Source organism: Exercitatus varius (assembly GCF_029577735.1).
In the GTDB taxonomy this organism is placed as follows: domain Bacteria; phylum Pseudomonadota; class Gammaproteobacteria; order Enterobacterales; family Pasteurellaceae; genus Exercitatus; species Exercitatus varius.
Map to the genome: position 1 here is coordinate 58,132 of NZ_JARQTO010000016.1, position 12,545 is coordinate 70,676.

Genomic DNA, 12,545 nt, shown 5'->3' on the forward strand with positions numbered 1-12,545 from the left:
ATCCTTACTGAGGAAGTAATCCGTAAATTTTTCTTAAATACTTAAAGAAGCTTGTTATATATTTTATATAAGTAAAAATTTTATTTCGCCCTTCTGTAATAGATAGATGCCTTGACTCTAATTTAGCAAAAGTAAACGCTATTCTGCGAGAATATAAAAGAACACTACCTGATAACTGAACATTTAAGAATAATGATAATATTTTTCTTATTTCATCAGTTGTTAAATCTAATGAATTTTCCCAAGCACCAACAACATAAAATTTTCTTTCTGGAGTAGATATTTCACTTTCTGAAGGATAAATAATAGCCACAACAGAACCATTCATAGAATAAGAAAAAACTAAATTAGTTCCTTTTTCTATCAAAACTTTTTGTTTTCCCAGAGGTTTAAGTGGAAGAGCTGTACTTCCAAATCTAATTGAAACCGTATCTCCATAATAAGTTTCTTCATCGGGTATTTTTCTTTTTTCAATATCATCTTTCAAATCTGAAATATACAAACATGTCAAACCCGAAAGAGAAGTCCTAAATAAATTTAATTCTTGTAAAATAAGTTTTTTTACACAAATATTCCAATTTAAACCTGAATAATATTTAGGGTTTATTCCTTTTCGAGTATTTATAGAATTCAAATACTCGAATTCTTCTTTATAATTGAAATTTTCCACTGATCGCTCCTCTTACTAATTAAGGCTATTACCTGCGAACCTCAACACCTTCTTTCCCTAGATATTCTTTCAATTCCCCAATATTGATAATCTGTTTATGAAACACACTCGCCGCCAGCGCGCCGTCCACATTCGCTTCCACAAACGCATCGCGGAAATGCACCATTCCGCCGGCGCCGCCTGAGGCGATCAGCGGCACGTGGCAGACTTCACGCACGAGTTTGAGTTGGGTTAAATCATAGCCGTTGCGTACGCCGTCTTGGTTCATCATATTCAGTACGATTTCTCCAGCGCCACGTTTTTGCACTTCTTGCACCCAATCAAGTAGCTGCCAGTTGGTTTGGCGAGTGCGTTTTTCATCGCCCGTATATTGATTCACCCAATACTTGCCTGTTTCTTTCTCAAACCAACTATCAATCCCCACCACAATGGCTTGTACGCCAAAGCGATCCGCAAGGCGGGAAATCAGTTCAGGATCCGCAAGTGCGGGCGAATTTATGGAAATTTTATCGGCGCCGAAGGCAAAAATTTGCTCGGCGTCGTCAATGGTTTTAATGCCGCCTGCTACGCAAAACGGAATATCGATTACTTCCGCCACGCGCTGCACCCAGCTTTTATCAACGGTTCTGCCGTCTGATGAAGCGGTAATATCGTAGAACACCAATTCGTCCGCGCCTTCTTCCGCATAGCGTTTGGCAAGCGGTACGATGTCGCCGATAATTTCGTGATTGCGGAATTGTACGCCTTTGACTACTTGCCCGTCACGCACATCTAAACAAGGGATTATCCGTTTTGCCAACATTCGATAGCCTCCGCTACATTAAATTTACCTTCCAACAGCGCACGTCCCACGATCACGCCAGCCACGCCTGTACCTTTTAACGCTTGAATATCCGCAAGCGAACCAATACCGCCCGATGATTGAAAATTCACATCAGGGTATTTGGCACAAATTTCTTTATATAAATCCACGTTTGACCCTGCCAATGTGCCATCACGGGAAATATCGGTGCATAAAACGTGCTGCAAACCAACTGATTGAAAATCGTCAATCAATTCTTCCAACGACACACCGCTTGCTTCTTGCCAACCGCTAATCGCAATAATTTTTTGACCGCTTGCATCAATGTTCACGTCCAACGCTAACACGAATTTTTCTGCGCCGTATTTGTTAAACCAGCCCTTAACTATCTCACGTTCTTTGACCGCTGTGGAGCCAATCACCACACGGTTCGCTCCCACCGCCAATAAATCCGTCACATCTTGCTCGGTGCGAATACCGCCGCCCACTTGGATTTTACATTTGGTCGCCGCAATAATCTCACCGATAAGTGCGGTCTGTCTTTTGGCAGGATCTTTCGCCCCCGTCAAATCCACCAAATGCAACTGCTCCGCCCCTTGTGCAAGGTAGCTCGCAAATTGCTCAATCGGGTTGTCGCTATAAGTCGTCTGTTTGGCATAATCGCCTTGGTGCAACCGCACCACCTGCCCATCAATCAAATCAAGGGCAGGGATAATAATAGATTTTTTCATGTTGTGTTTGTTCCTGATTAAAATACTGAGAGCGAGGTTTTCTGTATCCCATGCTCATCAAAATTACTATCTGATAGCCAATTCTGAAATCGTTTTTTCTGCGAGAGCCATTCACTATCTAACATTGAAAACCAAGCTGTATCGCGAGTTCTCCCTTTGTAAACCTGTGCCTGGCGGAATGTACCTTCATAGGTAAAGCCTAATCGTAATGCAGCCTTTCGTGACGGTGCATTCAAACTATCGCATTTCCATTCATAACGACGATATTTCAAATCTTCAAAGACATACTGAGCCAATAAAAATTGAGCTTCGGTGGCAATTCTTGTTTTTTGTAATTGGGGAGAGTAAATTACCCAGCCCACTTCAATTACGCGGTTATTCGGGTCAATTCGCATTAATGCAAAAGTACCTACCGCTTGTTGCGTTTGTTTATCAATAATCGCCAAATAATAAGGATCTTGGCTATGCTCTAACAACTGTAAAAACTGATCAAAATCAGATTTTTGTATGAAGGGAGCCAAGGGCAAATATGTCCAATTTTCCAAAGGTGAAGAGTAAACTGCAAATAAATCATTGTGATGTTTTGCAAAAGACAGTTTTTCCAAGCGACAAAAATGCCCTTCCAATACGTTTACATCAGGTCTTTTCCCTACAGAAAAATCGGGCAAGGCTTCGCCAATCGGTTGATTAAATTCGTTATATCTCATTTCTTAACACCTAACATTGCAATATTCCAAGAATATTTAACCGCTTTAAGTTAACTAAATCCGCCCCAACTGATTTCTCAACGTCCGCTTAAACGCCTCTGCCAACACTTCGCAAGCCAACGCTTTTTCTAGCTCCGCACGCATTACCTCGGTTGGCTTTTGTGCGGCAAGTTGGTTTAGATGCATAATGTTTAAATCTGGATATGGGCGTTGCAAGCGGTGGATTTTGTCGCCTTTTTTGCAAACACCGGTTTGAACCACACGCACATACCAACCCGTTAAACCTTGCTCTCGCACGATTTTTTGCGTCTCCTCACACTCAGAATTGAGCGACAACCGCTCACAAGGTTTACGCGGTTGCGACACTTCTAAAATTACATCGCCGATTTGATAACGGTCGCCCACACAAACATTGGTTTCGTCCAATTCGGAAACGATAAAATTCTCGCCGTAAATCGCCGTGTTCTTCCAATCGAAATCTTTACCGATAAGTGCGGTCAATTTTTCAAAGGTTTTTTCCGCCATAAAAAATAATGCTTTATCCACACCGCCGTGATGGGCTTTCAAACCTACATCATTGCCTTCTGCCCCTAATTCGTGAACGGTGATTTTGTCCACTGGTTGCTTGCGAATGGCGCTTTCTAAGGTCGTACCGTCCGCAAAAGTCACGTTTTTTACCAAACCGATTTTTAAAGCTAACACTTCCGCCATTAAATATTCTCCACAAAATTTTTCAACAACTGCGCTCCGTTTTTGCCCGAACGCTCAGGGTGGAACTGCACGCCATAAAAGTTTTTGCTCGCAATCGCCGCCGAAAAATCCACGCCATAGTTGCTGGTCGCGATAGTGTTTTCATTCGGCAACACCGCATAACTATGCACAAAATAGAAATGGCTGTCTTGCTCAATACCAGCAAACAACGGATGATCCGCCGCATAACGCACACGGTTCCAGCCCATATGCGGCAACGGCAAGCCTGTATTCGGAATTAACTCCGTTTTACCGCTCATCAGGCGCAAAGTTTCCACATTGCCCTCGGTGGAAAATTCCGTCATCAGCTGCATCCCCAAACAGATCCCAAGCATCGGTTGAGTAGCGTTTTGGATAGTTTCAATCAGCTGACGATCCTGCAGATTTTTCATCGCCGCAATCGCCGTCCCCACGCCTGGTAACAACAATTTATCCGCCGATTTGATTTTTGCCAAATCACGGCTAATTTCCGCTTGAATCCCCAAACGGTCGAATGCAAATTTTACAGAAGACAGGTTTGCACAGCCTGTGCCGATGATGGTGAGATGTTGTGTCATAATATTTCCTATAAAACGTTCAAAAAATTGACCGCACTTTTAATAATTTTTGAGGTAAATTAGCTTAAACATCGCTTTATAGAGCCTGTTTAACTAAGCTCATTATATATTCTAAATTTTTACTATCTTCAATGAGTAATTCATAATCACCCGTTCCCCAATGACCTGTTTGAGAAACATCCCGAGCTAAATTTTTAGGATCGTCAAGTTTCCCCGAAACAAGATTAATCCAAAGTTTAAGCGCTTTTTTCTGTAAGTGTATTGCAGCAATATTTCTTTCTGTTTTAAATACCATATACAGCTTTTTAGGTTCAATATTGATATCATTATTTAAATTTAGAATAGCATTTTTAAAAGTCATATATAGATCCTGAATATCTTCGGATTTATCTTTTAAGTGATCTTCTTCACTATACACTTTTAATTCTTTTAGCGTATTAATTTCCCCCTTATTTTTTATAGAGTTAATGCTTGGAGAGGCTTTGGATTTTTTTATAGAACTTACATAGATAATACCATCTTCAAATTGTTTTACTGTCCATAACTCAATCGGCAAGTCTTTAAAGTTAGAAGCTTGAATTTGAAAATCGGTAAATGATGATGAAATAAAAATAACTTTAGATTGAGACCAATCTACATCACTTCGTTTTAAATTCTTATTTTTCTTTTCATTATACTCAATAATGAAATCAGCTTTGTACTCCAACATTAAATTAAGGTAAGAAATACCTTGATCTATGACACTGATATTTTGACTGCGTTTATATTCAATAATAACAAAAGAGTTATTTTCCGGATCAAATGCTAATGTATCAATTCTACTATTTTTTATAGTGAATTCACTTGAGATAAAGTGATAGTCTGTAATTTTAGATAAGTTTTTTCAAATAAATTTTGTAAGTACCTTTCTTTTTCAAAAGGTTTATCATGTAAGAGAGATAATTTACCATTTATATTTTTAAAGATACGCATAAGTTATAATTCCATTATAATTATTCAACTTTAATATTCTCTTTTTGCAAAATGAACCGATCTTGCTCTTGCTGTTCTTCTTCAAAAATCCGCTTGCCGATATGCCAATACATTAGCACCTATTGGAAATCCACCGCTCGAATTGCGGTTTCGTGGGATTGAAGAATAATTTGTTTGATGTCGGTGGCTATAAGGTTTGTTATTAGCACTTTTACTCCTGTTGATTAAATACAAAAATTTACAGCGAATAAATAATGAATTTTTGTAGTTTGTATTAGATAATAGCAAACATATTATGTTTTTTCCTATAAAACATCCAAAAGTTGATCTTGTTTTAATTATATTTCATAAAGTTTGTCTATTAGTTATTGAGAGAAAGTATTTCTCTTAATAAATTTATTATATCTTACATATAATTTATTATAATTGATATTTTGAGAGAATGCTCTATCGTCAAACCCACGCAATATTTTTATTAATAAATGATCTGCGATGTTATATACATCTTCATCTTCCAATAAAGATATATCTATTTCTCTATTATTATGCATCGTATCAAATAATTCCTTAACAAATGGATTTTTGCTAAAATTAATAGAGATTTTTTCTTTATTTATTATTAACATATCTTCTTCATTTAAGACATTTTCTAGAAGTAAAATTTCTAAAAATTTTAGATCTAAATTTTGAAATAGAGAAAGGTCTGAGATATATTCTTTTTCGTTTCTACCCAAAGATAAACATGCTAATAAAATCATATCATTGCTATCCAATACAGATTTTAGTAAATTCAAATAACTGTTTTGCTCATCATATTCTCTATTATCATAAAGATATTTGATGATTGAAATTAAACATAAATAATATGGTAAGAATTTAGTATACAATTCTCTATTTTCTTTGAATTTCTCAGAAAAATCATAGTCATTTCTATTTGCCATAAACAAATAGTAAGTGTTATTAGAGCAAATTACTTCAATTATTTTCTCAATATCTTTTTTAAGATTTTTTTGTTTTATGTTCTTTTGTTCTAAAAGAATAAAGAAATTTCTCTCAAAATCTTCTTTTCTTCTTCGTTCTTCTTGCTCTTTCTTATCTTTCTCAAATTCTTCTTTTTGTTCATTAAAACGTTTACGTTCTAATTGCATTCCATGCAAAACACTTAATAAAGTAACAGCTGAAAAAATTCCACCAATATAACTTCCGAAATGATCCCATTTTTCACTATCTGATGATAAGCCACCATGAAATTGATAAAAATATAATCCTAATAACCCCAAAACTAATAAAACATACCATTTGTTATTTTTTATAAAATTAAAAATTTCTTTAAGCATTTATAACCTCTATACAAACAGCCGCTTTCCCCAAAAAACTTTGTAAAATTTCACCGCACTTTTCTTTATCCGAAACCGTTTGCGTATGGACTTTGGATTCTAGCAGATAATTTCGGAAATTGTTTAAATCTTTCTAGGTATCACAAAAAATGCGATTGCCGCCAGGGCCGACATGGTGATGAACATGGCTTGCGGCGAGAGCGGATAAATTTTTCCGCAGATCATGGTCATCACGGCGACGCCCAGACAGTTCGCCAGGCCACTGTATAACGATTGCAATTTGACGATCGTATTTTGCGGTTGGCGGGCGATGTAGCGAATCATGGCGATATGCATGACGGCGAAAGTGAGGGCGTGGAACGTCTGCAATAATGTCAGCCAGAGGATGGATGTAGTGCTGCCGTATACGCCCCAGCGGATAACGGCGGCGAGGGTTGCCAGCAACATTAAATGACGCACGGACCAGTCACCGAATAAGCGTTTGGAAAAGAAAAACAGCAGAATTTCCGCCGTCACGGCGCAGCCCCAAAGCAGGCTGGTGAGTTGGACGGGAATACCGTTTTCGTTCCAATACAATATGCTGTAAACGTAATAACCGGCGTGGGAGCCTTGAATAAGAAAGGCGGCGAGCAACATTCTGGCGTGGTCGGCATTTTTTAGTAACGTCCAATAATTTACCGAATTTTCGCCCGCACTTTCCGCTTCGTCGTGGGGTTTTGGATGCGGATTAAGCATTAACAGCAAAGAATAGAACACGAAAAGTACGGTCAAAATCCAGATAATATTTTGTTCGCCGGTGAAACGGATAAGCTGCCCCACCGCAACCAGGGCGAGAGTAAACGCCAGCGAACCGAGCAGGCGCGCTTTGCCGTAATCCAGTTCCAGCTGTTTTTGCCAGGTGGCGGCGAGGCTGTCGGTTAACGGCATGCCGGCGGCGTTCAACATACTGAAAATGCCGATACTGACAGACAGCCACCAGAAATTTTGTGCCGTCAGCGCCATTATGCAAGTCATGCCCACCATAGACCAGGCGATCAGCCGCAAAGCGGTGAAAAGCTGATGGCTGTGTTTAATCATTCGCCCGAAGAAAAAGCTGCCGATAAAGCGAAAAAAATAGGAAGAAGACAGAATGATGCCGATAAATTGCGGATCGTAAGCGTGGGATTTCACCCACACCGGCAGGTAAGGTACCAGCACGCCGTAGGCAAAAAAATAGCCGAAAAAAGCCAATGCCAGCCAGTTGAACGGAGAGAGTCGCATCAAAATAATTTTTCCATTTCCTGTGAACGGGCAACGCAGGCCTGCATGGCAAGTTGCACGGTTTGCGCGAATTGACGTTCGTTGAACACCGCCAGTGCGGCAGCCGTGGTGCCGCCCTTGGACGTGACGTTTTCGCGCAAAACGGTAAGCGGCGTTTGCGGATTTTCAATCGCCATTTTTGCGGCTCCTAAAGCGGATTGCTGAATCAGTTCACGCGCCTGTTGATCGTTTAATCCCATCGCTAATAAAGCTTGCTGCATGGCTTCCATAAACAGGAAAAAATAAGCGGGACTGGAGCCGGAAGCGGCGGTGACGCTGTGCATATCCGATTCGTTTTCCACCCAACAGATTTTTCCCACCGCTTTCAGCAGCGATTCGGCCTGTCGTTTTAATTCGTCGGGCACGGACGGCGGCGCGAACAAGCCGGACATGCCGGCGGAAACCAAGGCGGGCGTATTCGGCATGACGCGAACAATATGGCGAACCGTAGGAAAAAGTGCGGTCAATTTTTTCACTGAAATTGCCGCCATAATGGAAATCAAAAATTTATCGGAAAAATCGACCGCACTTATTGTTTGCGCGAGTGTCGACGCGCCTTGCGGTTTCACGGCAAGCACCACAATTTCCGCCTGTTCGGCGGCGGTTTGTGGATCTTGTGTAACCCGCACGCCTTGAGCCGCGAACAACTCGCGTTTGGCCTGGTTGCGGTCGCAAACGGTAATTTTGTCGGCAGGGTAGCCCTGTTTTAACAAACCGAAGACGATAGCTTGCGCCATATTGCCGCCGCCGATAAAAGAGAGGAATTTATGTGACATGGTTTCAACCGTTTTTTATTTTCTTAAATGTAGATCACATTCTAATGAAATTTAGAAAAAACTAAACCCTGAGTTTAGTATTCTTTTCAGGATTTATGATAGACTACCGCCCAGATTCGCCAATCGGCTTTAGGAAATAAATGTATGAACGCTTTTTTAAATTTATACCGTAAAACTTTAGCATGGCCGTTGTCTTTTTGGGTGAAAGACAACCCGATTCCCAGTCATCCTATTGAAGAACTGACGCTCAATATCGAGCAACCTATCGTTTATGTTTTGCCTTATACGTCGCAGACTGATTTGGTGGTGTTGCGGAAAAACTGCCTCAGCCTGGGCTTGCCGGATCCTTTTCAGGATAACCGTATCGAGGGCAAAGTGCTGCCGCGTTATGTGTTTTTAGACGAAGGTCATCAATTTTTTAAATCGAAAGGCGCCAAAAAAGAAACGGAGAAGATTTTCAAAAACTATCTGGAATTGCACCGCACTTTGCCGGATTTGGACGTGCAGGTGGTGCCGGTTTCGGTGTTATGGGGCCGTTCTCCGGGGCGCGAGGACAAAGGCTTACCGAAATTGCGTTTGTTGAACGGTTTGCAGAAAACCATCGCGGCGATTTGGTTCGGGCGGGATACTTTCGTGCGTTTTTCCCAGGCCATGTCCATGCGTTACATGGTGAATGAATACGGCGAGGATGAGAAATTAGCGCAAAAACTGCCGCGTATTGCCAAAATGCACTTCGCCAAACAACGGATTTCGGCGACGGGCCCGCGTTTACCGAATCGTCAGGCGATGTTTAACAAATTGTTGCAACATCCGGCCGTGTTGCAGGCGATCGAAGATGAAGCCCGTACCAAAAATATGTCGAAAGAGAAAGCCCGTAAAGAAGCGAAAAAAATTCTGGATGAAATTGCCGCCGACACCAATTACGGCAGTTTGCGCATTGCGGATCGATTCTTAGGCTGGTTGTGGAATAAGCTTTATCAGGGCATTGAAGTGGAACATGCCGATCGGGTGCGCCGTCTGGCGCTGGAAGGACACGAAATCGTGTACGTGCCTTGTCACCGCAGTCATATCGATTATTTGTTGCTTTCTTATGTGTTGTATCATCAGGGCTTGGTGCCGCCTCATATCGCGGCGGGTATCAATCTGAACTTCTGGCCGGTGGGACGTATTTTCCGAAGCTGGGGCGCCTTTTTTATTCGCCGTACGTTCAAAGGCAATCGCCTGTATTCCACGCTTTTCCGCGAATATTTGGGCGAACTGTTCCATCGCGGGTATTCCGTGGAATATTTTATTGAAGGCGGACGGTCGCGCACCGGGCGTTTGTTAACGCCGAAAACGGGGATGATGTCCATGACGTTACAGGCGTTACAGCAGGGCCAAACCCGTCCGATTTCCATTGTGCCGGTGTATGTGGGATACGAACACGTACTGGAAGTGGATACCTACGCGAAAGAATTACGCGGTGCCGAAAAAGAAAAGGAAAATGCGGGCTTAGTGTTACGGGTAATTAAAAAATTGCGTAATCTCGGACGCGGTTTCGTGAATTTCGGCGAACCGATTACGCTGAACACGTATTTAAATCAACATTTTCCGGAATGGAAAAACGAAGAGCAGGAAGAACGTCCGCTTTGGTTTAACAAAGCGGTGGATTCCATTTCTCATCAAGTGATGGTGAATATCAATAAAGCGGCAGCGGTGAATGCCATGAACTTAACGGGCACCGCTTTGCTGTCTTCCCGCCAACGTGCGTTGTCGCGCGAACAGTTGCTGGAACAGCTGGAAAGCTATCAGCAATATTTACTGAACGTTAGCTATTCCGATGATATTCTGGTTCCTACCGCTCCGCCGAAGGAATTGCTCGATCACGTGCTGGGACTGGACCGGGTAGGAATTCTTATTGAAAAAGACAACTTTGGCGAATTAGTTCGGCTGGAACGTAATCACGCGGTTCTCATGACCTATTACCGCAATAATATTCAACATTTACTCGTGTTGCCGTCTTTGGTGGCGAGTATTGTTCTGCATCACGAATCCATTCAAAAAGACTTGGTGATTGCCGCGGTGGAAAAACTTTATCCGTTTTTAAAAGCCGAGCTTTTCATGCACTTACCGCTAGAAGCGTTGCCTGAAAAAGTGGAACGCATTATTGCGGAACTGCATCGTCAGCAACTGATTAAGCTGAATGAAAACGTGCTGAGTATTAACCGCCCGCGGGTGCGCACGTTGCAGTTGTGGTCGGCGGGGATGCGTGAAATTTTACAACGCTATTTGATTACGGTTGCCATCCTGTTGCAAAATCCGACCGTTTCACGGGGCATGCTGGAGAAAGAAAGTCAGTCTATCGCGCAACGTTTATCCGTATTACACGGCATTAATTCGCCGGAATTTTTCGATAAAGCGGTGTTTTCTACTTTTATCGCAAGTTTGAAAGACAACGGCTATTTCGATACGGCGGGCGAAGCGGATGTCGCGAAATTGCAAGGCATGGCGGATATTCTTGAACACGTAATTTCCGCAGAAATTAATTTAACCATTAAAAGTGCGGTGGAAACCGCGATGGATTTGGATGATATTGAGAGCGAATAAACGGTGAAAGATTCGGCATTAGTGGAACTTTTTCTTAACGATATTTGGTTGGAAAAAGGGCTGTCTGAAAATACGATTCAATCATACCGGTTGGATTTGACCGCACTTTGTGATTGGCTGCTGGCGCACAATTTGTCGTTAATCTCACTGGATGCCGTGGATTTGCAAGGGTTCTTGGGGCAACGGGTGGAAGCGGGGTATAAAGCCACCAGTACCGCCCGTTTGTTGAGCGCCATGCGAAAATTATTTCAATATCTTTACCGTGAAAATTATCGCACGGACGATCCCTCGGCGACATTGAGTTCGCCCAAATTGCCGGGGCGCTTGCCGAAATATTTAACGGAGCAGCAGGTGAGCGATTTGCTCAGCGTGCCAAGCACCGACATACCGCTGGAATTACGGGATAAAGCGATGCTGGAACTGCTTTACGCCACCGGTTTGCGGGTGACGGAACTGGTTTCTCTGTCCATGGATAACATAAGTTTGTCGCAAGGCGTGGTGCGGGTGATTGGTAAAGGCAATAAAGAACGCATTGTGCCTATGGGCGAAGAAGCGGCTTATTGGGTGGGCGAATTCATTCGTTACGGTCGTTCGATGTTGCTGAACGGACAAAGTTCGGATGTGGTTTTTCCTAGCAGACGGGCTGTGCAAATGACGCGTCAGACCTTCTGGCACCGCATTAAATATTATGCCGTATTGGCGGATATTGACAGCGACAGCCTGTCACCGCACGTATTGCGGCACGCTTTCGCCACCCATTTGGTGAATCACGGCGCGGATTTGCGCGTAGTGCAAATGTTGCTGGGACACAGCGATTTATCCACCACCCAGATTTACACCCACGTGGCGAAAGAGCGGCTCAAACGTTTGCACGAAAAATTTCATCCGCGCGGCTAACCGTTTTAGAAAATAGAAAAGTGCGGGCAAAAAATTTAACGTTTTTTGCCCGCACTTTTGTTTTTTGCGTCTGATTTTCGGGTTTATAATTAAGCCACGATACCGAATTTTTCTTTCATTAGCGCTTCGAAATCTGTGCAACCGCCAATAGGTTTCTCATCGATAAAAATTTGCGGCACGGTTTCAACCGGTTTGCCGACGGATTTTGATAAATCTTCTTTAGTGATGCCTTCCGCATGAATATCCACGTAGCGATAGTCGAAATCCGCCACTTCGTTTTTCAATTTTTCCGCTAAATTTTTTGCGCGAACGCAATAAGGACAACCCGGACGGCCAAAAATCACTGTAAACATAGTTTTCTCCTTGAATGAATTTTCCCGTATTTTACCGATTCGTGATAAAAGAAAAAAGCGGTTTTCGCCGAATAGTCCGATTGATATTTCGTATCAAATTGACGACGA

13 protein-coding genes are annotated in these 12,545 nt (G+C 42.2%); 2 read left to right on the forward strand and 11 right to left on the reverse strand.

The window, feature by feature from the left end; translation table 11 throughout:
• Positions 1-4: 4 nt before the first annotated feature.
• From P7M01_RS09935 to proC, 10 genes are all read right to left on the reverse strand, one after another.
• Positions 5-670, reverse strand: coding sequence for a hypothetical protein (locus P7M01_RS09935; protein ID WP_317483164.1), 666 nt, complete (start codon positions 668-670; stop codon positions 5-7).
• Between the two features lie 28 nt (positions 671-698).
• The gene (hisF, locus tag P7M01_RS09940; protein WP_317483163.1) at positions 699-1,472 is read right to left on the reverse strand and encodes an imidazole glycerol phosphate synthase subunit HisF; all 774 of its coding nucleotides are present in this window, start codon (positions 1,470-1,472) and stop codon (positions 699-701) included.
• Positions 1,454-2,203 carry a 1-(5-phosphoribosyl)-5-[(5-phosphoribosylamino)methylideneamino]imidazole-4-carboxamide isomerase gene (gene hisA, locus P7M01_RS09945; protein WP_317483162.1) on the reverse strand — a complete coding sequence of 250 codons (750 nt, stop codon included), beginning with the start codon at positions 2,201-2,203 and terminating at the stop codon, positions 1,454-1,456. The genes hisF and hisA overlap by 19 nt, the downstream gene beginning before the upstream one ends.
• Before the next feature lie 17 nt (positions 2,204-2,220).
• Positions 2,221-2,910, reverse strand: a complete 690-nt coding sequence (locus tag P7M01_RS09950) for a GNAT family N-acetyltransferase (protein WP_317481342.1) — start codon at positions 2,908-2,910, stop codon at positions 2,221-2,223.
• A gap of 54 nt (positions 2,911-2,964) precedes the next feature.
• Complete coding sequence (locus P7M01_RS09955; protein ID WP_317481343.1) at positions 2,965-3,621, reverse strand: MOSC domain-containing protein; 657 nt, start codon at positions 3,619-3,621, stop codon at positions 2,965-2,967.
• A complete protein-coding gene (gene hisH / locus P7M01_RS09960; protein WP_317483161.1) occupies positions 3,621-4,217 on the reverse strand; it encodes an imidazole glycerol phosphate synthase subunit HisH in 597 nt (198 codons plus the stop codon). Before hisH ends, P7M01_RS09955 begins: the two co-directional genes overlap by 1 nt.
• Positions 4,218-4,293: 76 nt before the next feature.
• Positions 4,294-4,926, reverse strand: a complete 633-nt coding sequence (locus P7M01_RS09965; protein WP_317483160.1) for a DUF5655 domain-containing protein — start codon at positions 4,924-4,926, stop codon at positions 4,294-4,296.
• A gap of 628 nt (positions 4,927-5,554) precedes the next feature.
• Positions 5,555-6,526 carry a putative phage abortive infection protein gene (locus P7M01_RS09970; protein WP_317483159.1) on the reverse strand — a complete coding sequence of 324 codons (972 nt, stop codon included), beginning with the start codon at positions 6,524-6,526 and terminating at the stop codon, positions 5,555-5,557.
• Positions 6,527-6,649: 123 nt separating this feature from the next.
• Positions 6,650-7,786 carry a 3-phenylpropionate MFS transporter gene (locus tag P7M01_RS09975; RefSeq protein WP_317483189.1) on the reverse strand — a complete coding sequence of 379 codons (1,137 nt, stop codon included), beginning with the start codon at positions 7,784-7,786 and terminating at the stop codon, positions 6,650-6,652.
• Positions 7,786-8,601, reverse strand: coding sequence for a pyrroline-5-carboxylate reductase (proC, locus tag P7M01_RS09980; protein ID WP_317483158.1), 816 nt, complete (start codon positions 8,599-8,601; stop codon positions 7,786-7,788). Before proC ends, P7M01_RS09975 begins: the two co-directional genes overlap by 1 nt.
• Before the next feature lie 144 nt (positions 8,602-8,745).
• On the opposite strand from proC, the gene plsB reads away from it, so the two are divergent.
• Entirely contained in the window at positions 8,746-11,187 is a 2,442-nt protein-coding gene (plsB, locus tag P7M01_RS09985; RefSeq protein ID WP_317483157.1) for a glycerol-3-phosphate 1-O-acyltransferase PlsB, read from the forward strand.
• Positions 11,188-11,190: 3 nt separating this feature from the next.
• Entirely contained in the window at positions 11,191-12,084 is an 894-nt protein-coding gene (gene xerD / locus P7M01_RS09990) for a site-specific tyrosine recombinase XerD (RefSeq protein WP_202937131.1), read from the forward strand.
• An 89-nt stretch (positions 12,085-12,173) separates the two neighbouring features.
• Here the strand turns inward: xerD and P7M01_RS09995 are convergent, their stop codons facing one another.
• On the reverse strand, positions 12,174-12,437 hold the full coding sequence (locus P7M01_RS09995) for a GrxA family glutaredoxin (RefSeq protein ID WP_012072785.1): 264 nt from the start codon (positions 12,435-12,437) through the stop codon (positions 12,174-12,176).
• Between the last annotated feature and the right edge of the window lie 108 nt (positions 12,438-12,545).

What these genes read in the sequence shown, in the direction of transcription:
- hisF (WP_317483163.1), bottom strand. Translation starts at nt 1,472, where the DNA reads ATGTTGGCAAAACGGATAATCCCTTGTTTAGATGTGCGTGACGGGCAA.
- hisA (WP_317483162.1), bottom strand. Translation starts at nt 2,203, where the DNA reads ATGAAAAAATCTATTATTATCCCTGCCCTTGATTTGATTGATGGGCAG.
- P7M01_RS09950 (WP_317481342.1), bottom strand. Translation starts at nt 2,910, where the DNA reads ATGAGATATAACGAATTTAATCAACCGATTGGCGAAGCCTTGCCCGAT.
- P7M01_RS09955 (WP_317481343.1), bottom strand. Translation starts at nt 3,621, where the DNA reads ATGGCGGAAGTGTTAGCTTTAAAAATCGGTTTGGTAAAAAACGTGACT.
- hisH (WP_317483161.1), bottom strand. Translation starts at nt 4,217, where the DNA reads ATGACACAACATCTCACCATCATCGGCACAGGCTGTGCAAACCTGTCT.
- P7M01_RS09965 (WP_317483160.1), bottom strand. Translation starts at nt 4,926, where the DNA reads ATGTTGGAGTACAAAGCTGATTTCATTATTGAGTATAATGAAAAGAAA.
- P7M01_RS09970 (WP_317483159.1), bottom strand. Translation starts at nt 6,526, where the DNA reads ATGCTTAAAGAAATTTTTAATTTTATAAAAAATAACAAATGGTATGTT.
- P7M01_RS09975 (WP_317483189.1), bottom strand. Translation starts at nt 7,786, where the DNA reads ATGCGACTCTCTCCGTTCAACTGGCTGGCATTGGCTTTTTTCGGCTAT.
- proC (WP_317483158.1), bottom strand. Translation starts at nt 8,601, where the DNA reads ATGTCACATAAATTCCTCTCTTTTATCGGCGGCGGCAATATGGCGCAA.
- plsB (WP_317483157.1), top strand. Translation starts at nt 8,746, where the DNA reads ATGAACGCTTTTTTAAATTTATACCGTAAAACTTTAGCATGGCCGTTG.
- P7M01_RS09995 (WP_012072785.1), bottom strand. Translation starts at nt 12,437, where the DNA reads ATGTTTACAGTGATTTTTGGCCGTCCGGGTTGTCCTTATTGCGTTCGC.